Raw genomic sequence first — 23618 nt, forward strand, 5'->3', positions numbered from 1 at the left:
CCTTTCTGCGCACGGCCGGATTGCGCTGTTTCCGGCTTGAACGATACCGTGGTCGGGCGCAGATAAGTGTAACTGCACATTACTCTGAGAGGTCGTCATGAGCGCTGCAATCGTCGGCTGGGCCCACACGCCGTTCGGCAAGCAGGATGCCGAAACCATCGAGAGCCTGATCGTCCGCGTGGCGACGGACGCGTTGGTCGATGCCGGCATTACCGCCGAACAGGTCGATGAGATCGTTCTCGGCCACTACAATGCAGGCTTCTCCGCCCAGGATTTCACGGCCTCGCTCGTGCTGCAGGCGGACCCGGCGCTGCGCTTCAAGCCGACGACGCGGGTCGAAAATGCCTGTGCGACCGGCTCGGCCGCCGTGCACCAGGGCGTGCGCGCCATCAAGGCCGGCGATGCCAAGATCGTGCTCGTCGTCGGCGTCGAGCAGATGACCAAGACACCTTCGGCCGATATCGGCAAATTCCTGCTCAAGGCCTCCTATCTGCCGGAAGATGGCGAGACCCCCGGTGGCTTCGCCGGTGTGTTCGGCAAGATTGCCGCCGCCTATTTCCAGCGCCATGGCGATCAGTCGGATGCACTCGCCATGATCGCGGCCAAGAACCACAAGAATGGCGTCGAGAACCCCTATGCGCAGATGCGCAAGGATCTCGGCTTCGCCTTCTGCCGCGAGGAGAGCGAGAAGAACCCCTATGTCGCCGGGCCGCTGAAGCGCACCGATTGTTCGCTGGTCTCGGACGGCGCTGCCGCGCTGGTACTGGCCGATCAGGCGACGGCGATGGAAATGCGCCGGGCCGTCGGCTTCCGTGGCATGGCCCATGTCCAGGACTTCCTGCCGATGTCGAAGCGCGACATCCTCAAATTCGACGGCTGTGCCGAAGCCTGGAAGAAGGCGCTCGCCGATGCCGGCGTCACGCTGGATGATCTCTCCTTCGTCGAGACGCATGACTGCTTCACCGTCGCCGAGCTGATCGAATACGAGGCGATGGGCCTGACGAAAGAAGGCGAGGGCGCCCGCGCCATCAAGGAAGGCTGGACGCAGAAGGGCGGCAAGCTGCCGGTCAATGTCTCCGGCGGCCTGAAGGCCAAGGGCCATCCGATCGGCGCGACCGGCGTCTCGATGCATGTGCTCAGCGCTATGCAGCTCACTGGCGAGGCGCCCGAAGGCATGCAGGTCCAGGACGCACGCCTGGGCGGTATCTTCAACATGGGTGGGGCTGCGGTGGCCAACTATGTCTCGGTGCTCGAGCGGATCAAGTGACCGTCTGACGTGACGATCTTCCTGGCGCTGCTGCCGGCCTATATCCTCTCGATCTTCTACCGATCCTTCCTGAGCGTCATCGCCAGCCCGGTGATGACGGATCTGGGGATCGGGCCGCGCGAGCTGGGATTTCTGGGCGCGGCCTGGTTCATAACCTTCGCCCTGGCGCAGTTCCCGGTCGGCTGGGCGCTCGACCGGCTGGGGCCGCGCCGGACCGTCGCCGTGACGATGGCAATCGGCTCGGCCGGCGCCTTCCTCTTCGCGACGGCGACCCACGCTGTCACCGGCACGCTCGGCATGGCGATGCTCGGGCTTGGCTGCTCGCCGATCTTCATGTCTGCGCTGTTCCTGTTCGCACGCACGCAAGATCCCAAGCGCTTCGGTTTCCTGACCTCGGCCTTTATCGGCCTCGGCTCGATCGGCAATCTCGTCGGCGCGGGCCCGCTGGCGGTCGCGGCTGCCCGCTTCGGCTGGCGGCCGTCGATGCTGGTCGTGGCCGCCTGCTTCCTGGCCGCGACCGTGGTCGCCGCCGCGCTGGTTCGTGATCCGCCCAGGGCCAAGGCGGCCTCAGGCGGTGACGAAGGCCTGCTCAAGGGGCTGCGGAGCATTCTCGCGCTCCGTCCGCTCTGGCTGCTCGCGCCGATCACCCTCACCGGCTACGCGATCATCGCGACGATCCGCGGTCTCTGGATTGCGCCCTTCATGAGCGGCGTGCACGGTTTCGATGCGATCGCCAGCGGCCATGTCGCAACGGCGATGGCGATGACCATGATCGCGGGCGCCTTCCTCTATGGTGGGCTCGAACAGCGGCTCGGCCGCAGCAAGCCGCTGGTCCTGTGGGGGACGGTGCTGACCGCGTTCTGTTTCATCGCCCTGGCACTCTGGGGGGATGCGCATTCGGCGCTGGCCATCGGCCTGTTCGCGCTCATCGGCGCGACGGGGTTCACCTATGCGGTGTTGATGGCGCATGCACGGCTGTTCTTTCCCGAGCACCTGATCGGGCGTGGCATGACCTGCATCAATTTCCTGTTCATTGCAGGCGCAGCGGCGATCCAGTCCGGCTCGGGCTGGTTCATCGCCGAGCAGCGCCAGGCCGGACTCGACGCCGCGACCACCTTTGCCCATCTCCATTGGGGCTTTGCGGCGCTGCTGCTCGTCCCGAGCGCGATCTACGCCTTCATGCCGGAGCGGCCGGGCAAGAGCTGATCGGCCAAGAGCTGATCGGCTCAGGCCTCTCCCGGTGCCTTGGCGACAATCGCCAGCGCATGCACCCGGTCGGCCAGTTCCTGGGCCAACGCCGCGTTGACGAGGCGATGACGCTCCAGCCGGCTCTTGCCGGCAAAGGCGGAGGAAACGAGCTCGACGCGAAAATGCGTCTCGCCGCCCTCGCGCCAGCCACCATGGCCCTGGTGCTGATGCGATTCATCGATGACACGCAGATGCTCCGGCGCCAGTGCCGAATCGAGCTTGCTGGTGATGCGTTCCGCCATGCTGGTCATCTGTCGCCTCGTTCCGCTGGGCCGTCAGCAATCGCGGATTGCTTGTCCGGTCTCCGTCGCCGTTTCATAGTCGCCGCCTGGTGTCAGGTGAATGCGGCATTTCGCTGGAGGTTGGGATGAAGACGAGAACGGCGTTCGCTCTTGGGCTGTTGACGCTGCTCGGAGCCGCTCCCGCTCTGGCGCAGGAGGAGGGCAAGGTCGCCGACTACAAGCAGAGCGAGGCCGTGCTTGCCCGCTACAAATCCGTGCCGATCCCGCTGGCGACGCCGTCGCTGACACGCGGCACGCCCGGGCTGACCACGCAGGCCGAGCTCGACGCCTTCGTTGCCGATCTCGCCGCCAAGGCGCCGGCCCAGGTCGTGCTCGGCTCGCTTGGCACGTCGCAGCAGGGACGTGATCTGCCCTATCTGATCTTCTCCAAGGAAGGCGCCAAGGATGCGGCGGCGCTCAGGGCGTTGGGGCGGCCTATCGTCTGGTTCGTCGGCCAGCAGCACGGCAACGAGCCGGCCGGTGGTGAAGCGATGCTCGCACTCGCCAATGATCTGGCCACGACCGACCTCAAGGCCGTGCTCGACAAGCTGGTAGTGGTGATCGTGCCGCGCACCAACCCTGACGGGGCAGCGGCCGACAAGCGCACCGGTGCCAACGGCTTTGATCTCAACCGTGATCACCTGCTGCTGACCTTGCCGGAGACGAAGGCGCTGCATGCCAAGCTCGCCGAGCTGCCGCCCGACGTCATCGTCGACGTGCATGAGTTCTCAGTCGCCAATCGCTGGCTCGAGAAGTTCGGCGGGCTCAATGCCGCCGATGCTATGATCCTCTACGCGACCAATCCGGCCGTGCCACAGCAGACGACGAAGCTCGCGTCCGAGCTGGTCAAGCCTGCGATGGACAAGGCAATGGCCGAGAAGGGGCTCTCCTCCTTCTGGTATTTCACGACGGGCTACAACAAGGACGACAAGGTCGTCTCGATGGGCGGCAATGCGCCCGGCATCGCGCGCAACCTGTTCGGACTTTCGGGCGCGGTCTCCTTTCTGATCGAGACGCGCGGCGTCGGCCTCAAACTCGAGAACCTGGAGCGGCGCATCGCGACGCATTACGTCATTTCCCGGTCGGTTCTCGATACGGTCGCCGCCAATGACAAGGCGGTGCTGCAGGCGGTCGCGGCTGCGCGCGGCGAACTGGCGAAGAACGAAGGCGAGCTGGTCGTCGGCCACCGCATTGCCACCGTCAAGATGGCGATCCCGCTGGTCAATCCCGACACCGCTTCCGACATGCCGACGGAAGTCGATTTCCGCGACTCGCGCCAGGTGACGATCACCGGGCGCCGGGTGCGGCCGGAAGGCTATATCGTGCTGGCCTCGGGCCAGCCTGCGGTTGAAGCCCTGAAGCTGAAGGGCATCGCCGTCTGCGCATTGGGCGGGCCGGCTTCGCTCGATGTCGAGGCCTTCGTCGTCGAGCAGAAGGGGACGGTGAAGAAGGCCGATCGCGAGAACATCAATCCGGACCAGGCGGTGAAGGTCGAGCTCAGGCCGCGCCGGCTGGACGTTCCGGCGACCGCAGTCTTCGTGCCGATGACGCAATCGGGGGCGAATGTCATCGCCGCCTCATTCGAGCCGGATTCTCCGGGCTCTCATGTCGGCGTCGGCTTGGTCGAGGTCGCGGCGGATTCGGGCGAGGCTCCGATCTACCGCGTGCCGCGTGGGGCCAGGCCGATATTGGCTTCGGGCGGTGATCCCGCATGCAGCCGTTGAGACTGGCGCAGCGCGTCATTATCTAGGACGCATTGACGGCCACCCGGATTGCTGGGATTCTGACGCGATCGGGGCCGATCTCTGCAGCGTTTCGAATGTGTCCGCCGCAGGCGCCTGACAGCGCCTGTCGTGCAGAGCTTGTCCGTTTGGCTTTCCGCCCGCATAACCGAGAGACCATGAATTTCAATTCTCGCCTTTTCGACCGGATCAGGATCGGCCCTTCCGAGGCGGAAGAGGTGGTCGAGACTGTGGCTGTGCGCTGCGACCATTCCGGGTGCCAGCGCGCCGGTGAGTTCCGCGCGCCGAAGGGCAGGGGGCGGGAAGGCCAGTTCTTCCAGTTCTGCCTCGAACATGTGAAGGCCTATAACGCGACCTATAACTACTTCTCCGGCATGAATGACGAGGCGCTCGCCGCCTATCAGAAGCAGGAAGAGATCGGCCACCGGCCAACCTGGAAACTCGGCGTCAATTCCAAGGCGGCACGCATGTCGCAGCGCGGACGCGCGGCGGCTGCCGGCGATGCCGGGCCCGAGGTGCAGGACGGTTTCAACATCTTTGGCACGCGCAGGGAGCAGCAGGCTGCAAAGCCGGAGCCCCGCGTCGGCGCCGTGGCGCGCAAGGCGCTCGATGCGCTTGGGCTGGACGACACGGCCGATTCCGTCGCGATCAAGGCGCGCTACAAGGAACTGGTGAAGCGCTTCCACCCCGACGCCAATGGCGGCGACCGCTCGCGCGAAGGCACGCTGCAGGAGATCCTCAAGGCGTATCAGCAGCTGAAGACCACGGGGCTGGTCTGAGACGACCTATCGGGCCCTCCGGGATGATCATGTGACGTAACCTGCTGCGCTGCCGGTGCGCCGGCTCGCCCATCTACCCCCGGCGGGTTTGCCGATGGCGCGCCGAGTGCCCTATTTCTGCGTTTTCGCCGCGAGCCCGGCGACATCCGCGATGATCCCGTCCAAGGCGAAATCCTTCGGCGTATAGACCGCGGCCACGCCCATGTTGCGCAGGGCATTCTCGTCATCGGGCGGGATGATGCCGCCGACCACGACCGGGATCGTCATGCCGGCGACGCGCAGCCGGGCCGTGACATCGCGCACCAATGGCAGATGCGAACCGGAAAGGATCGAGAGGCCGATGATGTCGGCCTTGGTCTCCTGCGCCTGCGTGACGATCTCCTCAGGGGTCTGGCGAATGCCGCCATAGTTCACCGCCATGCCGGCATCGCGGGCGCGGACGGCGATCTGCTCGGCGCCGTTGGAGTGACCGTCGAGGCCAGGCTTGCCGACGAGGAAGCGCGGTGGGCGTCCGAGTTTTTCGGTCGCGCGCGCGACCGCGGCCTTGACGGTCGCAAGGCCGGGATCGTCGCCCCGCTTGCCGGTGTCGACGCCGGTCGGGGCGCGATACTCGCCAAAGATCTCGCGCAGGGCCTGGGCCCATTCGCCGGTAGTGACGCCGGCCTTGGCGCAGGCGATCGAGGCCGGCATGACGTTTCGGACTTCCTTGGCGGCTGCCGAGAGCTCCGCGAGCGCAGCCTGTGCTGCCTTGTCGTCGCGGGCCGAACGCCAGGCCTTGAGCCGGCCGATGGCTTCCATCTCGACGGAATCCGGCACGGTGACGACATTGCCCTCTCCGGCCGAGAGCGGTGAGGGCTCGCTGGTGGTGAACTTGTTGACGCCGACGACGATCTGCTCACCGCGCTCGATCGCCTCGATGCGGCGTGCGCCGTTCTCGACCAGCGCCTGTTTCATGTAGCCGGACTCGACTGCGGCCAGCGCGCCGCCCATGGCATCGATCTTCGCGAGTTCGTCGAGGGCTGCGGCCTTCAACTCCTCGACCTTGGCGTCGATTGCCGCCGAACCGTCGAAGATGTCGCCGAATTCGAGCAGGTCGGTCTCGTAGGCCAGGACCTGTTGCATGCGCAGGGACCATTGCTGGTCGAAGGGGCGGGGCAGCCCCAGGGCCTCGTTCCAGGCCGGAAGCTGAACGGCCCGCGCGCGTGCCTTCTTCGAGAGCGTCACTGCCAGCATCTCGATCAGGATGCGGTAGACATTGTTCTCGGCCTGCGGCTCGGTCAGGCCAAGAGAATTGACCTGCACGCCGTAGCGGAAGCGGCGCATCGCCTCCTCCTGCACGCCATAGCGCTTCAGCGTGATCTCGTCCCAGAGATCGACGAAAGCCCGCATCTTGCAGAGTTCGGTGATGAAGCGCATGCCGGCGTTGACGAAGAACGAAATGCGCCCGACGATTCCCGGAAATTCCGCTTCGCTGACCTCCGGCTGGGCCCGAATCGAGTCGAGCAGCGCGATCGCGGTCGCGAGCGCATAGGAGAGTTCCTGCACCGGCGAGGCGCCCGCTTCCTGCAAATGATAGGAGCAGACGTTCGTCGGGTTCCATTTCGGCAGCTCACGCGCCGTGAACACGACGATATCGGTGGTCAGCTGCATCGAGGGGCGCGGGGGGAACACATAGGTGCCGCGCGACAGGTATTCCTTGACGAGATCGTTCTGGGTCGTGCCTTGCAGCGTCGCGCGCGGCGCGCCCTGCTCATCGGCAACCGCGACGTAAAGCGAGAGCAGCCAGGCGGCGGTCGCGTTGATCGTCATCGAGGTGTTCATCTGCGCCAGCGGGATCTGGTCGAACAGAGCCCGCATGTCGCCGAGATGGCTGATCGGCACACCGACCTTGCCGACCTCGCCGCGCGACAGCACATGGTCGGGATCGTAGCCGGTCTGGGTCGGCAGATCGAAAGCGACGGACAGGCCGGTCTGTCCCTTGGCGAGATTGGTGCGATAGAGCTTGTTCGACTCGGCCGCGTCCGAATGGCCCGCATAGGTGCGGAAAATCCAGGGTTTCTCACGCTGCGCCGGCTTGTCGCCGATTGGGCCGATCGCGTTCATCGCCGCTCCCTTGCCGTTCCACCCTGGACCCAATGCAATCTCAATGTTGCACTGCGGCGAAGATAACGCCAGAGGGCCGCGCAAGTCGTCTCCGACCTTCGGATGAGTCGGCGCTACACGCTGCCGGGCGCATGCCTGGGCTGGCTGAACCGTGGTTTCCTGCCTGGTGCGTGGCTGGCTACCTCCAGGAGCTGGTTGGATTTCTGCGTGTCGAGGATCACCATGGTCGAGGTCTCCGCGACGCAGGGAATCGCCTGCAATGCAGCGCTGATGAAGGTGCGGAGCGCCTCGATATCCCTGACCCAGACGCGCAAGAGATAGTCGACATTGCCGGTGACCAGCAGGCATTCCGTAATCTCGGGCTGGCCCTGGATCGCGGTCATGAACTGGCTTGCCGCATCCGGGCTTTGCTTGGCCAGTTTCACGCTCACCATCACGCAGATGCCGAAACCGAGCGCAGTCGGACTGATCTGCGCCGAGTACCCCTCGATGACGCCGGCGTCTTCGAGCCGCTTGATCCGGCGGCTGCATGGCGTCGGCGAAAGGCCGACTCTCTCGGCGAGTTCGAGAGTTGAAATCCGACCGTTATCCTGAAGTGCGGCCAGGATCCTTCGGTCGATCCGGTCCAATTCGATCATGAGTGATTTTCACTCCGGAATTGCGGGTTAATGGCGATTATCCGCAAAGGAAACGCAGCAGGCCGGAACATCGCACGGATTCTCTCACTTCGCGACTGTTATAGTCGCTCAAAGGACATCGTGCCCGGCTGAAACGAAGGTGGTTCAAGCGTCATGGCGATATCGAATGCCCAGCTGCCGGCAGCACGTCCTGCGCTCTCGCAGTGGTTCAAATCCGGCAATAGCATCACCCAGCAGTTCATGGCGATCGGCGGGCGGGCCGATATCATCAGCCTTGCCGGCGGACTGCCAGCGGCCGAGCTCTACCCCGTGGATGCGATCGCTGCCGCAAGCGAGCGGGCGCTGAAACGCTGGGGCGCCGTCGCGCTCGAATACGGCTCGGTCGAGGGGTTGCCGGCGTTGCGCCAGGCCATCGCCGAGCGCGTCACGGCCAGCACGGGAAGGCGGTTCGGACCGGAGAATGTGCTGCTGACGACAGGGGCGATGCAGGGGCTCGACCTGATCGGCAAGGCGCTGATCGATCCGGGCGACCTGATCGTCAATCAATTCCCGACCTATCTCGGCGCGCTCGATGCCTGGCGACCGCGCCACCCGCGCTATGAGGGGCTGGACTGGAGCCTGCAACGGCCCGGCTTCGACCTGGCACTGCGCCAGGCCAAGTTCGTCTATACCGTGCCGAACTATTCCAACCCGACTGGGGTGCTCGTCAGCCAGGCCGAGCGTGCGGCCTTGCTCGACAAGGTTCTCGAGGCCGGCACCTGGCTGGTCGAGGACGATCCCTATCTGCCGCTGCAGCTCGATGGCGAGGCCGGGCCCAGCATTCTCGCCGCCCATGCCGCGCGCTATCCGGATGGGGCCTATGATGGCCCGGTGATCTATCTGGGAACGCTGTCCAAAAGCCTCGTGCCCGGCCTGCGCGTCGGCTGGATCGTGGCCGAAGCCGGGATGATCGCGACATTGGCGCTCGCCAAGCAGTCGACCGACATCAGCAGCAGCATGTTCACCCAGGCGGTTGCGCTCGAACTGCTCGAAAGCGGCTTTGAGGCCACCCATATTCCGCGCATCGTCGCAGCCTATCGCGAGCGGCGCGATGCTCTTTGTGCCGCCGCTTCGCGCCATCTCGGCGAATGGTTCGAGTGGGATATCCCGCCCGGCGGCATGTTCGTTTGGATGCGGGCGAAGTCCAACGAGATCGACACCAACGAACTCTACAGTTGCGCGCTCGAGGAAAAGGTCGCCTTCGTGCCGAGCAGCGTGTTCGATCCCGATGGGGCGCTCAACAGCGCGATGCGTGTCAACTTCACGCGCTCCTCGCCAGAGGTTCTTGCCGAGGGCGTGCGCCGGCTGGAGCGGGCTGTTCAGCGCTATCTTGGCAGGCGTTCGGGACGGGCGGCCTGAGCTCGCGCTCATTGAATGCCCGCCCGGACGGAGCAAAGCGACGATCCGGGTTCTCTGCCTTCAACCCCTCCTGCCTGGTCCAGCACCAAACCTTCCTCCGGTCGCCCGGGAGGGCGGGGCGTGAACCGAGTTTCTGAACCGCTACCAAAAAAGGCCATCACCATGCCGACCCGCCTCGACAATCCGCGCAATTCCCGCCTTCCCGATGGCCTGATCGACGCCTGGCGCGCGGTCCCGAGCTCGGTCATTGCCGACCAGCTCGGCGGTGTCGGCCATGCCGATCCGCGCATCCGGCCGATCCGGCCTTTTGCGCCGGGCACGCGGCTGACTGGCTCGGCCGTGACGGCCTGGTGCGAACCCGCCGATTACGGGCCGGTGCATCATGCGATCGCGATGGCCGGCCCCGGCGATGTCGTCGTGGTCGCGGCAGGCGGGCGGCGTGATGCGGCGATGATCGGCGATCTGCTCGGGGGCGCCGCGCGCCTCAAGGGCATTGCCGGCGTCGTCGTCGACGGGGCGGTGCGGGATGTCGGGCCGGTCTCGCAATGGCCCGACCTCATCATGTTCTCGCGCTGGGTGATGCCACGCGGCCCCTCCTCGATGGAACGGGGCATCGTCAACGGCCCGATCGTGTTCGGCGGTGTCGCGGTGCAGCCGAACGATCTCGTCATCGGCGATGATGACGGGCTCGTTTTCGTGCCGCATGCGCTGGCCGAGGCGAAGCTGGAGCCCTGCCTTGCACGCGTCCGCGCCGAGGTGGAATGGGAGAGGGTCCTGGCGGGCGGCAAGTCGACGGTCGAGGTCTTCAAGGTCCCCGCGATCGAGCCACTCTGAAGCCTGCCCGAAATGTGGGCCGCGGTTTTCGGGAACGCCGAAGCGCGCACAGAAGCCGAGATCATCGGGCCGGATACGATATCCGATCCGATGATCTAAGCTCCACGCCGCGGTGCCAACCCGCGCCGGGCCGCAGCCGGCCTTTCCCAGCAGGCAATTGTGAGGATCGCACTGCTGCTGGCCCTGATCTCTCAGGCAGTAGCCCTGGCGCTCGCCAGCGGGGCATTGGTCCCGCGGAGCGTGATCGCAAAGGCAGCCGCGAACAGGCACAAGGCTCCGGCGATGAAGAAGGCCGGGAGATAGCTCTCGTAGACAGTCCGGCTGAAGCCGGCGCCATAGGCGGCGAAGGCTGCGCCGAGCTGGTGCCCGGCGAAGATCCAGCCGAAGACCAGGTTGGTCTTGTCGCCGAAACGGTCCGCCGCGATCTTCACGGTCGGCGGTACGGTCGCGACCCAATCCAGGCCGTAGAACACGGCAAACAGCGACAGGCCGTAGAACGAGAAGTCGCTGAAGGGGAGGTAGAGCAGCGAGAGGCCGCGCAGCCCGTAATACCAGAACAGCAGCCAGCGGCTGTCATAGCGATCCGAGAGCCAGCCTGAGCCCACCGTGCCGGCGAAATCGAAGATGCCGATCACTGCGAGCACGCCGGCCGCCGTGACCGCCGCCATGCCATAATCCCCGCAGAGCGCGATGAAATGGGTTTGCACCAGGCCGTTGGTGCTCGCGCCACAGATGAAGAAGGTTCCGAACAGCACCCAGAAGGTCTGGGTGCGCACCGCTTCGCGGAGCGCAACGAGCGGAGAGGCCAGCATGGTCAGCAGGCTGATCGGAGCCACAGGCGCTGGCTCGATCCTGGTCTCGCCATAGGGGGCGAGACCAACATCGGCGGGCCGGTCGCGCATCAACAGGAGCACGGCCACGGCCGCGATCACGATCATGGCCAGCACGAAGACCATGGCGGAGCGCCAGCCGACGCGCTCGGTCAGTTCCGCGAGCAAGGGCAGGAAGACGAGTTGCCCCGTAGCGGTGCTTGCCGTCAAAAGTCCGACCACCAGGCCGCGCCGTTGCGCAAACCAGCGCGTCGCGACGGTGGCGCCGAGCACCATCGCTGTCATGCCGGTGCCGAGACCGAGGACGATGCCCCAGAGCAGCATCAGGTGCCAAAGCTGCGTCATCACGAAGGAGCCGAGCACGCTGGCGGCGATGAAGGTCAGGGCGACGCCGACGACGGGCCGCAGGCCGAAGCGGTTCATGAACGCGGCGGCGAACGGGCCCATCAGGCCGAACAGGGCGAGGCGGATCGCCAGAGCGGAGGAAATCTCCGAGGTTGCCCAGCCGAATTCCTTCTGAAGAGGTCCGATCAGCACGCCCGGCGCGCCGACCGCGCCGGCCGTCACCAGCATGGTGAGGAAGGTCACGGCGGCAACGACCCAGCCATAATGCACGCCGCGCCGGGCGAAGAGCGCTGCAAGCCCGGTCGGGGCCGCGGGAGCGAGAGCGTCAGTGGGCATGCGAGTCTCCTAGTTGCGGGTATATGCCCGCATTTGTGCGAGAGATCAAAGTGAATCGAGTGCCGCGCGAAGGTTCCGCATGGCCTCGGCGCCGAGCCGGTCATCCAGCGCCTTCTGCGCTGCATGCCAGAGCGGAGCGCCGTCTTCGAGGACCTTTCGGCCCGCATCGGAGAGCGAGACCGTGGCCTCGCGCTGGTCCTTGCCGCGGCCGAGCGCCACGAGTTTCATTTTCTCGAGCACGCGGACATTGCGGCCGATCGTCGAGCGGTCGAGTTCGGTCAACCGCCCGAGTTCGGTCAAGGTGACGGGGGCGGAGCGCGCGATCGTCCGCATCAGGCTGAACTGCGCGATATTGACCCCGACCGGCGCCATGGCCTCGTCGTAGAAGGCAGCCATGCGGCGAGAGGCCGAACGCAAGGTCGTGCAGATGCAAGGGCTGGACATGGGTGCGGGTATATGCCCGTAATCATGAATTTGCAAGGGGTGCTGGAATGGGCACGCGCTGCGGTGCTTCCTTCAGGTGCCCTCCGGGATGCTCACATCACAGGGGGAGCATCCCGTCTTGGACTAATGGGCGACAAGCGCGTGGATAGCCTGGGCGTGCCGGGTGACTGGTAGGAAAAACTAGTTTCGACCGCCCGGCAGCCGCGGCAGCGGCATGAACTCGACGCCTTCCTCATGCAGCAGGCGGGCATCGTCTGGCGTCGCTTCGCCATAGATGGCGCGGTCATCGGCTTCGCCGTGATGGATCTTGAGAGCTTCCTCGGCAAAGCGGGGACCGACATGTTCGGCGGTCTCGGTGACGTGCTTATGCAGAGCCGTCAGCATTTCGCGGAAGGCGATTTCCTTCTCGCCCATCAGAGCGACGGGGGCTGGTGCAGGCGTTGCCGGGGCAGGGAGAGCCTCCGAACCAGGCGCCTCGGCGCGCGGTCCGCGATCTGTCCGCGTCACGCTCGGCGACATGATGGCGCGCTCGACCTTGCTGCTGTTGCAGACCGGGCAGGAGACGAGGCCGCGGCGCGACTGCTCCTCGAAGCTGGTGGAGCTCGCGAACCAGCTTTCGAACTCATGGGCGCTGTCGCAAAGAAGGGAATAGCGGATCATCGTTGACTCATGAGGCGGCTGGTCGCCGTGATACACCCGGACCGTCGCCGCGCCACCTGGCGCGGACGCCCGGCAATTCTGTCATTCCTCATGATGCGGCCTCATGCCGCGAGCAGCGTGTCGAGTTCGCCGCGGGCATCGAGCGCATGCAGGTCGTCGGAGCCGCCGACATGACGGTTGCCGATGAAGATCTGCGGGACGGAGCTGCGGCCGCCGGCCCTCTCGCTCATGGCGCGGCGCAGCTCCGGCTTGCCGTCGACATCGATCTCTTCAAAGGCCGCGCCCTTCTTCTTCAGGAGCGACTTGGCGGCGGTGCAATAGGGGCACCAGCTGGTGGTGTAGAGCGTGATCTGCGGCATGACGGTTCCGGCGATACTGTTCTGACACATCATGTAGTGTGCCATCAGGCATCCGTCACCACCCGCGCGAAGGTGAGGACATCGACATGGCTGGCGCCGGCACGCAGCAGGGCCCGTGCGGCCGCATTGACGGTCGAGCCGGTGGTGAGGACATCGTCGATAAGCAGGATGCGGCGGCCCGCGATCGTGGCTCTCATCGCCGGCAGGACCTTGAAGGCGCCCTGCAGGTTCTCGATACGTTGGGGACGCGTCAGGCCGATCTGCTGTTTCGTCCGCTTGACGCGCGTCAGCGCCTCTGGAGCGAGGGCGACGCCGCTCTGGCGCGCGACGACCCTTGCAAGTGCCGCAGCCTGGTTGAAGCGGCGGCGCCAGAGGCGTGTGCGATGCAGCGGCACTGGAACGACACAATCGGCCTCGACGAGGATTTCGCGGCCAGCCTGCGTCATCATCCGGCCGAGCGTGATCGCGAGCTCGAGGCGGTCGCCATATTTCAGGCGATGAACCAGCTCGCGCGCCGTCCCGTCGAAACGGCAGACGGCACGGGCGCGGGCAAAGGCCGGCGGCTCGGCGATCGCCGCAGGCGAGACGATGCCATCGCCGAGATCGATGGCGAAGGGCGTGCCGAGGCACTCGCAATACGGGCGCTCGATGAAGCCAATTCCGCTCCAGCATGCCGGGCAAAGGCCCTGAGCCTCGGCGGTCGCTCCCTTGCAGGCAACGCAGGACGGTGGATAGACGAGGCTTATCGCACTGCGCATCCCAAGCCGGGAGGCGGTCCCGACAACGTTCAGCCAGCGAGAGCCGGTGCCGGCCAGGGAGAAGGATTTTCTATCGTCGGTTCCCCGCGCGACCATACCTGTGTCGATCCCGGCCGGGAATGAGTGGCTGCATTGCTTTCATCCCATGCCAGCATTTGCGGCCCTGCCAATTCCGCATGCAAGTCTTATCTCCTCTTGCGTCCAACGCATGGCAAGGCGAGGTGACTTGTCTTGCCATGCGGTTTTCAAGCGCTTCATGGCAAGGGCCGCGAGCCAAGAGGAACCATCCAATGAGCCAGTCCGGTGATCACGCTGCCTCCCTGTTCACTCCGTTCAGTCTCGGCGAGATCGAACTCAGGAACCGCATCGTCATGGCGCCGCTGACGCGCAACCGCGCGACGCGGGGCAGCGATGCCCCGAATGCCTTGAATGTCGAGTACTACCGCCAGCGCGCCAGCGCCGGGCTTATCGTCACCGAAGGCACGCAGATCTCGCAGCAGGGCCAGGGCTATGTCTGGACGCCTGGCATCTATAACGACCAGCAGATCGCCGGCTGGAGGCAGGTGACCGACGCGGTCCATGCGGCCGGTGGCAAGATCATCACGCAGCTCTGGCATGTGGGGCGCGTCAGCCATGTCTCGCTGCAGCCCGGCCAGCAGGCGCCGGTCGCGCCCTCCGCCATCCCGGCCAATACCAAGACCTATATCGAAAGCGGCTTTACAGCGGTCTCCGAGCCGCGCGAGCTCGCTGCCGACGAAATCCCAGGCATCATCGCCGATTATGTTCGGGCGGCGGAGAACGCCAGGGCGGCCGGCTTCGACGGCATCGAGCTTCATGGTGCGCATGGCTATCTGCTCGACCAGTTCCTGCGCGACGGATCCAACAGGCGCAGCGACGCCTATGGTGGTTCGTTGGAAAATCGCGTGCGGCTCGTTCTCGAGGTGATCGAGGCCGTCGCAACGGTATTTCCGAGAGGCCGCATCGGCATCCGCATCTCGCCGGTGAGCCCGGCCAATGATGCGCGCGACAGCGATCCGCAGGCGCTGTTCGGCTATCTGGTCGAGCGGCTCAACGAAACCGGTATCGCCTTCATCCATGTCGTCGAAGGCGCGACGCGCGAGGCCCGCGACTATCTGCCGTTCGATTATCTGGCGCTGCGCAAGGCCTTCAAGGGCGCCTATATCGCCAATAACGGCTTCACCCGCGAACTTGCGATCGAGACGCTGGCCGAGGACCGGGCCGATCTCATCGCCTTTGGCCGGCTGTTCATCGCCAATCCCGATCTGGTCGAGCGGCTGCAGCAGGATGCACCGCTGAACGCGCCGGATGTCGCGACCTTCTATGGCGGCGATGCCACGGGCTATACGGACTACCCTTCACTGGCGGAAAAGGCCGCCTGATCGGCCGCCGCGACGCATGGAACCATGAGGGCGGGCGAGCGCACCGTCCGCCTTCATTCGATTTATCCCAAGGCTTATGCACGAAAACAGTTGCAGCGGCGCGGAAGCCCGACTAAACACCGCCCGTGCCGCGCTGCTCCCTTCGTCTAGCGGTCTAGGACGTCGCCCTCTCACGGCGAAAACAGGGGTTCGAGTCCCCTAGGGAGCGCCAACGATTTCAACCACTTAGGTTGATCTCGGGCCAGATCGTCAAATATCCATCGAATAAACGTGCCGGGCGGTCTATGGACGCCGATGGACTCTGACGTGAGCGTTTTTCGCGACGCGCGGCTTTACAGTTTCCCTCTCAAACTTGTTGTTCTTATCGCTACAGGAGTACCGATCCGCCGATTGTCGACCCGTTTGGTGGGGGGCATGGCTTGCCGGTTAGAAGTTTGGCGATAGGAGCGGTGGATGCCGTCTGAGACATCCAGTTTTCTTGCGGACTGGTCTTGTGAACAGGCTCTGATCTGGATCGTCATGCGCGATTTGGCAGCCGTTCTGCAGGCCAACACGTGGCAGACGCTCAAAGTGCAGCAACCAAGTGTGACTGCTTCTGCAGAGGCCAGCCTGCTTCAGCAGCTGAGAGCCATGAGCATTATCTCGGCTGCTAGATGTGACGAGTTAGATTTGTCCTCGCCCGGCTGGCGGCAACGAGACGTCGCCGTGGAACGGAACCGATGGCCTGACTGCTACGCGCATCCCGAGGACCGATTTAGCCCGTCGCAGGTAATGGGGATGTTTCCATCGGAATGCGCTGGTGAGCCGCGTTGTGAGGCAGGAAGGGTATCGATAATTCAGATCGCACTTTGGATGGCTTGCCAACACTCAGTGCGGTCAAAAATACCCGCCAATCTAGGGGAGCAACTCGAGGACCTGTTGCTCGCGTATTCCAGAAGTCTCGGTGACATTCTGATGAGAGCTTGGCGGGGTATCGTGCCAGTAGGCGAACCCGGCACGTTGTCTCCTGAAACCATGGCGGCTTTTCTCAACAGTGACGTATCTTTTTCGATGGGGGATGGATTCCTCGGTAGCGGTATGTTGGACGGGTGCTCCATCCTCGGGGATAAGGGTGTACTTTGGTCCCGCCTCCATTTCCTCGAGCACGAGATCATGCCCGCTCTCAGAGCATATGATTTTTCTTGTTCATTCAGCCAATATGCGTCCACCCGCGCAGCGCAAAATCTCTTCCGTCAAAGCGCTCCTCAGGCCTTTAGGATAGGAGAGCATCCTCACCGGCTTGATCGTCAGAAGCCGCAATCTTCCGGTCAAAAAAGGGGAGCCCCTAGGTTTGATGACACTCGTTGGCTGCTGATCATGCGTGATCTCCAGCGAGAAGGAATGACCGAAAATGCTTCAGCCGTGGAGGTGGTTAGACGACACGACAGAGAGATCGTGGGCGCTTCAGTTGAGGCTAAGAAGGATCGCCTAAGGAGGAAATCGCGAGAACTGCGCTGAACGTCTGCCGCAGATTTTCTTGGAGATTAACCGCCTGCCTACTCAGAATTTTCTCCAAACAAATCCATATTATCCAACAGATGAGATGTGGTTCTGTCTCCTCAGTTCAGATCGCCGGATTCGGCGCAAATTGAGAAAGGAACTGTCATAGTGACGAAGGAAATTCACACAACTCAACAACTTGCCTATAGTATCGGCGGGTTGGTTAAGGTTTCGGGGCGTGGTCGTTCTGCGATCTATCAGGAAATAGCTGCAGGGCGCCTCAAAGCGCGCAAAGCGGGAAGAAGAACTGTCATACTGCATGGCGAAGCCGTAGCGTGGCTGGAGGCCCTACCGGCATGGGAGCCGTCTCGCCTCGCGTCGCAACAGAACTGAGTTCGGATCGAAGGTCGCCGAAATGGGCATAGCTTAAAGTTGCTCCTTTCAAGCATATCTCAATTATCAAATTGGTATTTTCTTAAAAAATACTTTATGTATTTTTGTGAGTCAATAAGCTTTTTGTCCATCAAGTCGATAAATACAATTACAACATCAAGAGTACAAGAAAGCAGTATTGCTCCCCTATATGTACCACAACGCCTGATGTAAGAGGAATTTGCTCATCGAGATTTTCCTCTCGGGGAACCTTGTTCAGTTTCTGAACGAGGTTAAAAACATGAGGTTAAAAACATGAGCAAAGCCAAAAACTCAGCTTATCAGCAAATCTTAATGTTAATAAATTATTACACAATCGATTTGCCACTTGTGGCTTCAAATCGTAACGATTTGAATATAACCAACGGAATTATGAAAAATGGGATTAGACAGAAAATATACCGAAATAGAAGAAAAGCGAAATCATACCAATGAGGAAATTAAACTAATTGAATCATATAACTCACGTCTAAAGAATGGAACCCTCGAATTAGACACGCGAGTGAAAGGCCCGTCTCTGGCCTATAAAATCGCGAACGCAAAGACGTCTGAGGAAAGAGAAAAGCTAACTAGGATACAGGCAAAACTAGCAGAGAACGAATTAAAATTCGCATCGCGCCATTGGGATGCGAAGAGTGCAATTGCTGAATCTCCCAATTATTTTCTGACAATATCAATGAACTACTGCCATAGCAGCAAATGGAAATATTATGACAGAGATTACAAAACCAAGAAATTATACATTACTGCATTGAAGCTTATTAAGAAATTGCTTCTAGAAATTGTTCCAACTCTCAAAGATAAGCCCTTCGAAGAGTGGCCTTTCTTCATCGGTACGATGGAGCATTTTGACGATAAGGGCAATCTTGTTGCCCCTCACATGCACATTCTTCTCAAGCTCGATGTCGACATTCGAGCGTTAAGGGAAGCCATCGAGCGCTTGTGGAATAAGGCGATCCCCAATGCGGGCAAGAATGATATCGATCTTCAGTCGGTCGACGAGCGCAACCTTGATGATAGAGCCTTCTACATATTCAAGCACGCTCATCAGGATCACCAGGACAAATTGGACAACGGAGTCGATCCAGATAAAATATGCTACCGGTATGGATGGACAAGAGACTCCGTGGCGCATGACAAATGGCGCATAGATCGAAACAATTTCAGAGAAGCACTTAAATTCAGGCTTTCTGGATGTTGAGCAGTTCTAATTTCCGAATTATCTATTCAGCTGCAATTCGATAAATACCTTAGCACCGGTCTCCACCGGGGTCGAAGGAGAACGTATTGAATCGAGAATCTGAAACCGTAAGAGTTGAGATACTGTGTGACCGCGATGTAGTGGACCGCCTGAAACGCATCACGGCCTCAACCGGTGCATCCAGAAACTTCCTGATCAGGAAAGCCATCAGGCTCTATCTGGATAACCGGGGAAGACCGGCGTCCCAGCAGCACCAGGCGCCGGGTGGCCGGGCCTGACAGACATCCGCTAGCCAAGCGGACATCCAGAGAGTAGCCCGTGCGGCGATCATCCTCGTCATTCATCGTGATCGCCGCACGCCTTCGAGCAACAGCCCCTTCAGAAGCCCTTCTTTGGGGTCGCCTTGTACCAGAAGCCACTCGTGCAGCCTCGATCAGCCCTCCAGAGAAAATAGCACACGTTTTTCGCAGAGCTTGGCGGGTTTCCCAAATGAGACCGGTGGACTTGGCAATGTCCCGATCCCACGCTGCTCGAGGATATTCAAGGTCGACATGGCGTTGGCTCAGCGAGCGAAGGATGAAATGTTTGCCTTGGCCCAGAAGAAGTAAGGCAGCCGGATAGTTCGGGTACTGCGGGAAGTCATCGACGAGCGCTTGACCAATCAGCACCAGGAGGGCGATCGGACGGCGTGCGAGCAGAACAAAGCTCGCTTCAAGTCTGCAGGCAACCGCCGCGCTCTGGTGCAACGAGCGCTCAGCCCGGTGGGCTGTATTGGAGCATCCTGCCGCCGGAATCGAGGCTGATATGGCCGACGCCTCTGCCGTTCGTGCGGCGAAGCACAATCCGGTCGCGCCGCCAATCGTCGACCACCATCTCATTGCCATGACTGTCAGTGAGGGTGTTGTCGCTCCCACCGACTTCGATCAGGCCAGCTCCGTCTAGGAATCGCCTGTTGTGGTCTTCGGTCGAGAAGCGAAGCAGACGCCCGGACCGTTGCGCGGCACCAACGATTGCTCCGATACCAACGCTCAAAACCTGCAGGAAGACCGAGACCACAAGCGCAACCGCCGCGTCGCCGCTAAACATCACGACGAGGCCAAAAGAAACGCCGCTGCCAGCCACTGCGAGGCCGATCGCCGTCAGGGCCCGCAAAAGCTTTGACGATGAAGCCGGATGGCCTCGGACCAAGTTCCAGACGCCGAAGCCGCTCCCAAGCAGGGCTGCGGAAATGATCGCCACAACCAGCCAGTTGTCCTTGAAGCCACGATAGGCGCCGCGTCCGACCGAAAGCCCAAATCCCGCGACCGCGGTCTTGACGCCGAGTTCAGCCAGATCTGATCGCCGCGACTTCCCTTCATCAKGTGCAATAAGCATCCGCGCCTCTTTATCCTTAGTCACAGCTGCAGTTATGTAGGTGAAAGATTCGGGGGAGGAAATATTGAGGCGCCGTAAAAGCTACGCTGCAAACTCCGATTGGGTCGGGGTAATGCTCCACAATCGGGGAGCGGCCGCTGATAAGCGGCGGTCAGAGCAAGAACGCGCCAGGCGTCGAAAGGAACAAGAAGACGAACAGTACCGCCGACGCCAGGAAAAATCTGAGCATTACGAGGCGATGCGACGTGAGAAGAAGGAGCGTTTACGGTTCGAGAAGGTGGATGACCTTCTGGTCAGTTACCGGCTGCCAAATGCCGTTACGCCATGGGTCATCGATTATATGGATTCCCAGCGACGTGATCTGCGGTATGTGAAGCGAGAGCTCCTTGAGCCCCTTTCGCAGGGGAAACGAAGCGCGGCCGAAACCATCGCGCTCCTCGCGACCGACCGAGACGGTGACGGCACCAATGAGTTCGAGCAGCTCGCGCTTCTCTTTGACTGGTACGACCTGCACGACCTCGGGCGACCGGCCCTTTTCGACTATCTGCTGTCCAGTGGGCTTTCAATCGCACAGATCGAAAGCGATTTGATCAAGGCGATCGCCGGCCGAGACCTGACACCGGCGCAAGTCTATGATCTGATCTGCACGTCCGACGAGACGGCTGACCCGGATCCATTCGTCGCCCAGCTGGTGACGGATTGGGGCGTAGGCGAGGAATGGGTTGAACCGATCGTCGAAGTATCCCGCGACGTCGACCTGAACTTCCAGGAATTCCAAGAGAGGTTCGTCCCGGCGCTTCTTGCTGAGCTGAAGCTCGATACCGCTGCCGTGCAGAGCGCAGTCGAGGCTCACGATGAGATCGAGCGAGCCGCAATGCGAAAGACATCGATCAGCCGGTGGCTGGCCAGCGCCGTGGCGTTTGCGGGCGGCACATTCTTGCTCCCCGGCGGCTGGCCGTTCGCGCTAATTGCAGCCGTTGGAGTGCTGGGGCTCAGCTACATCCTGCCTCCCAACACTACCGGAGCGAACTTTCTCTGGCCCGCTGCGGCGGTGGCGGTCGGCGTTCTAGTGTCGCCCTTTACGGGCAGCGCCAGTGCGTCGTTTTTCCATTTTCTGGCCATCATCGGGGGTGCCGCCGTTGGCATGGTCGCGACCAGGATCATCGAGCCCGGAATCTCTGACCTAGTGACCCCGAGGCGCGACCCGAGCGAAGTGGCGAGAGCGGCCGGTGCCCAGGTAGCTCAATCGAACTCTTAAGGTCCGTTAGAATGTGTGGCTAGCCTCATGGGCCGCCACTGCATCGACGAGGTCCATCAAGTCCTGCTCTTCGGCGCTATCTTCAATGGCGCCGTAAAGATCCTGGATTCTGGCCAGAGCATTTTCATGGGACTGGGCATCGGTGATATCCAAGGCAGATTCTGGTCGGCGCTTGGCGTCTCGCTGATATTGGCAGGCGACGATGTCCTTCTGGAAGCGTTGGGCAGCGGCCCCAGAGCCACTGCCAATCAGTCTTCCCAGTTCCTCTTGATGACCTGCATCCGGTTCGAGAAGACAATCCGATAGCCCGGGAGCTCCCATATTGCGGCATGTTACGCAGTTTCCGCGGGGAAGAAGAAGTTGGTGTAGGCAAAAGGCTCCTTGAACGTGCCGTCAGGCCGGTCGGCGTCGACCTGCCAATGGGAAGAGTAGAGATCCCAGCTAGGGTTGGGCTGCTTCATGCCAATGGATCGAAAGCAAACAAACCAGGAACATGCGGCTGAGCTCTAGCCAGAGTCAATGAGCCAGCTGCTTCCGCGTGATCGCTCGCGCGTCCGCCGCAGATCCGACGCGCGCTTTGATGGGCAGCTAATCGACTCCGCGTGCTCCATGGCCTTGGCCGGCCTCTGGTCATTCCGCGCCGATTGAATAAATTGCCGTTAGGGCAGGAGGCAAGAGTGCGTCGAAAAAAACAAGTCGCCTTAGCAGATCCGATCACGGCGTTGGTGAAGAGCAAGGGCTTTAAGAAATGGCTGCGGGGTCCGACTCAGGCTGAGAAGAAAGCTCAATCGGATATTGAAAGGGTCGAATACTATTTGACGTCGCATGGCCTGCCGACGCGGCATGCAAAGAAAATCCTGGCCGACGCCCGGAGAAGGGGTATTCGGCTGAATCAGATCGAAAAAGCGATCATCATTCCGGAATACACCAAACGGGAGCCCATAAAGATCGAGCCAAAGCTCAAGGTTATTGCTGAGCCCACCTTGGCAAGGTGTCACAACGCTGACCAGACTGCGGAAGCTAAACCGGGCCTACCCACATCGCGCTTCGATGAAGTGACCAAATCGGCGGCGGCTCGAGCAAGCCAAACGGGAATCTTACGCCAGATCGCGACCGCCATCTTGCGGAGCGTACTCGGCAGCATGGCGGGAGGTCGTCGTAATTGATCCGGTTTGTGCTTGGCGCGATTCTGATACCCGGGTTTATAATACAGTTTGTATTATATCATTTCCCCGGAGAAAAACACGCCGCAATAGTTAGAAACACGCGCCTTAGCCAAAGTCGCGTGTTCACATTCATCTTTTCAGTGATTTTCTACATCTGCATATACACGTGGACATTCGACCATCCAATCTGACGAACTGGACCACGCTTTAGCCCGAGATGCCGCTATTGGATCGAATCTAACGCTGGTACCCGCCCACGACCGTCCTTCCGGTTCGTGGAAGGGCACCGCGGCCTTGCACATTTGCAGACGTTCCGAAGGTCGCAGGAGGGGCGGGAGCAGACTACGTGGAGTTTACGGAAATCGGCAGTATGGGAGACCCGCGCGGCTCCGCCTTCGCTCTTTTGATTGGCCTGCCCTGTTGTCATGTCACGCACGGGCAAGGCAGCGAGCAGAAACCTAGCAGAGCCAGTTTCCCTGTCTCGCCGCAATCCGCTGTAGCATCGCGCATCATCTGGTCAGATTCGGACCGATCCCCATTCGATCAATGAAGCTCGCGCAGCGGCTGGATCATCAACGATCCGATAGACCGCTTGACGGCTCAATCCCGTGACTTTCGCGATGGTGCTTATACCAGCCTTCTGCCCAGCAAGATTCAGGACCTCATCCAGCTGGTTCTCGTCGTAGCTCGGCTTTCGCCCCTTGTAGCGCTTCTCACCTACGAGACTCTTGGCATGAGCGATGCCCGCGATCTGCGCGGCCTTCGTCACCTCGGCGTGCGACTGGGCGGCTGCGGCCATGAACCCGATGAGTGCATCCCGGACAGCCATCTGCATCGGGTCCTTGGTGGACCCATCGAACGTCATGTTGTTGATGATGGTTCGAACGATCACGCCTCGACGCATGAACTCCTGGACCGCGTCTCTGACGTCATCATAGTTGCGACCCAGACGGTCTATCCATCGGACCACCAGAACGTCACCGGCTCTCAGCATATCATAGAGGCGCCTTCCCTCGGGTCGCTCCTCCAGCTTGGTTTTGACCCCGGAAACCCCGTGGTCCGCGAGAACCCGATCTAGCTTGAAACCCGCAGCTTCAGCCTGCGTCTGCTGATGCTCGATGGTCTGATCGAGGGTGCTTACCCGTGCATAGAGAACGGTCTGCATTCGCCTCCAAAAATGTTCGCTGAGATGATGTCCGATAGATTCCATGACCGTTGATAAGAGTCAACCCTTACGGACATACTTGGCGGCCCCGCCCAGACTGACCGTTGGCCTATAGCCTATC

23 protein-coding genes and 1 tRNA gene are annotated in these 23618 nt (G+C 61.8%); 14 read left to right on the top strand and 10 right to left on the bottom strand.

Features of this window, described 5'->3' with window-relative positions; all coding sequences use genetic code 11:
• Nucleotides 1–97: 97 nt before the first annotated feature.
• A complete protein-coding gene (locus AC1DGP_RS18330) occupies nucleotides 98–1267 on the top strand; it encodes an acetyl-CoA acetyltransferase (RefSeq protein WP_441488057.1) in 1170 nt (389 codons plus the stop codon).
• 9 nt (nucleotides 1268–1276) lie between these two features.
• A complete protein-coding gene (locus AC1DGP_RS18335; protein ID WP_441488058.1) occupies nucleotides 1277–2473 on the top strand; it encodes an MFS transporter in 1197 nt (398 codons plus the stop codon).
• A 20-nt stretch (nucleotides 2474–2493) separates the two neighbouring features.
• Here the strand turns inward: AC1DGP_RS18335 and AC1DGP_RS18340 are convergent, their stop codons facing one another.
• Complete coding sequence (locus tag AC1DGP_RS18340; RefSeq protein WP_441488059.1) at nucleotides 2494–2766, bottom strand: BolA family protein; 273 nt, start codon at nucleotides 2764–2766, stop codon at nucleotides 2494–2496.
• Nucleotides 2767–2882: 116 nt separating this feature from the next.
• Between AC1DGP_RS18340 and AC1DGP_RS18345 the strand changes: the two genes are divergently transcribed.
• Together AC1DGP_RS18345 and AC1DGP_RS18350 are read left to right on the top strand one after the other, a co-directional pair.
• Nucleotides 2883–4520, top strand: coding sequence for a M14 family metallopeptidase (locus AC1DGP_RS18345; protein ID WP_441488060.1), 1638 nt, complete (start codon nucleotides 2883–2885; stop codon nucleotides 4518–4520).
• 176 nt (nucleotides 4521–4696) lie between these two features.
• Nucleotides 4697–5317, top strand: a complete 621-nt coding sequence (locus AC1DGP_RS18350) for a DnaJ domain-containing protein (RefSeq protein WP_113512968.1) — start codon at nucleotides 4697–4699, stop codon at nucleotides 5315–5317.
• 111 nt (nucleotides 5318–5428) lie between these two features.
• Here the strand turns inward: AC1DGP_RS18350 and AC1DGP_RS18355 are convergent, their stop codons facing one another.
• Both AC1DGP_RS18355 and AC1DGP_RS18360 read right to left on the bottom strand, forming a co-directional pair.
• Nucleotides 5429–7420 carry a methylmalonyl-CoA mutase family protein gene (locus AC1DGP_RS18355; RefSeq protein WP_441504449.1) on the bottom strand — a complete coding sequence of 664 codons (1992 nt, stop codon included), beginning with the start codon at nucleotides 7418–7420 and terminating at the stop codon, nucleotides 5429–5431.
• A 113-nt stretch (nucleotides 7421–7533) separates the two neighbouring features.
• A complete protein-coding gene (locus AC1DGP_RS18360) occupies nucleotides 7534–8058 on the bottom strand; it encodes an Lrp/AsnC family transcriptional regulator (RefSeq protein ID WP_441504450.1) in 525 nt (174 codons plus the stop codon).
• Nucleotides 8059–8211: 153 nt separating this feature from the next.
• On the opposite strand from AC1DGP_RS18360, the gene AC1DGP_RS18365 reads away from it, so the two are divergent.
• Together AC1DGP_RS18365 and AC1DGP_RS18370 are read left to right on the top strand one after the other, a co-directional pair.
• A complete protein-coding gene (locus tag AC1DGP_RS18365; RefSeq protein WP_441504451.1) occupies nucleotides 8212–9456 on the top strand; it encodes an aminotransferase-like domain-containing protein in 1245 nt (414 codons plus the stop codon).
• A 162-nt stretch (nucleotides 9457–9618) separates the two neighbouring features.
• On the top strand, nucleotides 9619–10290 hold the full coding sequence (locus tag AC1DGP_RS18370; protein ID WP_476767731.1) for an RraA family protein: 672 nt from the start codon (nucleotides 9619–9621) through the stop codon (nucleotides 10288–10290).
• 191 nt (nucleotides 10291–10481) lie between these two features.
• Here AC1DGP_RS18370 and AC1DGP_RS18375 read toward each other — a convergent pair whose 3' ends face one another.
• The 5 genes from AC1DGP_RS18375 to AC1DGP_RS18395 form a co-directional block, all read right to left on the bottom strand.
• Nucleotides 10482–11801, bottom strand: coding sequence for an MFS transporter (locus tag AC1DGP_RS18375; RefSeq protein ID WP_441504453.1), 1320 nt, complete (start codon nucleotides 11799–11801; stop codon nucleotides 10482–10484).
• Nucleotides 11802–11846: 45 nt separating this feature from the next.
• On the bottom strand, nucleotides 11847–12197 hold the full coding sequence (locus tag AC1DGP_RS18380; protein WP_441504454.1) for a MarR family winged helix-turn-helix transcriptional regulator: 351 nt from the start codon (nucleotides 12195–12197) through the stop codon (nucleotides 11847–11849).
• Nucleotides 12198–12425: 228 nt separating this feature from the next.
• Nucleotides 12426–12905 carry a DUF1178 family protein gene (locus AC1DGP_RS18385; protein WP_441488067.1) on the bottom strand — a complete coding sequence of 160 codons (480 nt, stop codon included), beginning with the start codon at nucleotides 12903–12905 and terminating at the stop codon, nucleotides 12426–12428.
• 101 nt (nucleotides 12906–13006) lie between these two features.
• Nucleotides 13007–13264, bottom strand: a complete 258-nt coding sequence (gene grxC / locus AC1DGP_RS18390; protein ID WP_113512981.1) for a glutaredoxin 3 — start codon at nucleotides 13262–13264, stop codon at nucleotides 13007–13009.
• 44 nt (nucleotides 13265–13308) lie between these two features.
• The gene (locus tag AC1DGP_RS18395) at nucleotides 13309–14022 is read right to left on the bottom strand and encodes a ComF family protein (protein WP_441504455.1); all 714 of its coding nucleotides are present in this window, start codon (nucleotides 14020–14022) and stop codon (nucleotides 13309–13311) included.
• A gap of 290 nt (nucleotides 14023–14312) precedes the next feature.
• On the opposite strand from AC1DGP_RS18395, the gene AC1DGP_RS18400 reads away from it, so the two are divergent.
• From AC1DGP_RS18400 to AC1DGP_RS18420, 5 genes are all read left to right on the top strand, one after another.
• Nucleotides 14313–15422: an alkene reductase gene (locus AC1DGP_RS18400; RefSeq protein WP_441504456.1), complete on the top strand. Its 1110-nt coding sequence runs from the start codon at nucleotides 14313–14315 to the stop codon at nucleotides 15420–15422.
• Nucleotides 15423–15557: 135 nt separating this feature from the next.
• Nucleotides 15558–15633 (top strand) — tRNA-Glu (locus AC1DGP_RS18405).
• 242 nt (nucleotides 15634–15875) lie between these two features.
• Entirely contained in the window at nucleotides 15876–16919 is a 1044-nt protein-coding gene (locus AC1DGP_RS18410) for a hypothetical protein (RefSeq protein ID WP_476832376.1), read from the top strand.
• A gap of 793 nt (nucleotides 16920–17712) precedes the next feature.
• Nucleotides 17713–18534, top strand: a complete 822-nt coding sequence (locus tag AC1DGP_RS18415; RefSeq protein WP_476832377.1) for a hypothetical protein — start codon at nucleotides 17713–17715, stop codon at nucleotides 18532–18534.
• Between the two features lie 140 nt (nucleotides 18535–18674).
• The gene (locus tag AC1DGP_RS18420; protein WP_476832392.1) at nucleotides 18675–18812 is read left to right on the top strand and encodes a hypothetical protein; all 138 of its coding nucleotides are present in this window, start codon (nucleotides 18675–18677) and stop codon (nucleotides 18810–18812) included.
• 475 nt (nucleotides 18813–19287) lie between these two features.
• Here AC1DGP_RS18420 and AC1DGP_RS18425 read toward each other — a convergent pair whose 3' ends face one another.
• Entirely contained in the window at nucleotides 19288–19908 is a 621-nt protein-coding gene (locus AC1DGP_RS18425) for a hypothetical protein (RefSeq protein ID WP_476832378.1), read from the bottom strand.
• A 238-nt stretch (nucleotides 19909–20146) separates the two neighbouring features.
• Here AC1DGP_RS18425 and AC1DGP_RS18430 point away from each other — a divergent pair, with 238 nt between their 5' ends.
• From AC1DGP_RS18430 to AC1DGP_RS18440, 3 genes are all read left to right on the top strand, one after another.
• Nucleotides 20147–21166 carry a hypothetical protein gene (locus tag AC1DGP_RS18430; protein WP_476832379.1) on the top strand — a complete coding sequence of 340 codons (1020 nt, stop codon included), beginning with the start codon at nucleotides 20147–20149 and terminating at the stop codon, nucleotides 21164–21166.
• A gap of 27 nt (nucleotides 21167–21193) precedes the next feature.
• Entirely contained in the window at nucleotides 21194–21472 is a 279-nt protein-coding gene (locus tag AC1DGP_RS18435; RefSeq protein WP_476832380.1) for a hypothetical protein, read from the top strand.
• Nucleotides 21473–21843: 371 nt separating this feature from the next.
• On the top strand, nucleotides 21844–22332 hold the full coding sequence (locus AC1DGP_RS18440; protein ID WP_476832381.1) for a hypothetical protein: 489 nt from the start codon (nucleotides 21844–21846) through the stop codon (nucleotides 22330–22332).
• A gap of 517 nt (nucleotides 22333–22849) precedes the next feature.
• Here the strand turns inward: AC1DGP_RS18440 and AC1DGP_RS18445 are convergent.
• On the bottom strand, nucleotides 22850–23497 hold the full coding sequence (locus AC1DGP_RS18445) for a recombinase family protein (RefSeq protein WP_476832382.1): 648 nt from the start codon (nucleotides 23495–23497) through the stop codon (nucleotides 22850–22852).
• Nucleotides 23498–23618 lie beyond the last annotated feature (121 nt).

It is taken from the genome of Allobosea sp. 05T433, from assembly GCF_056396065.1.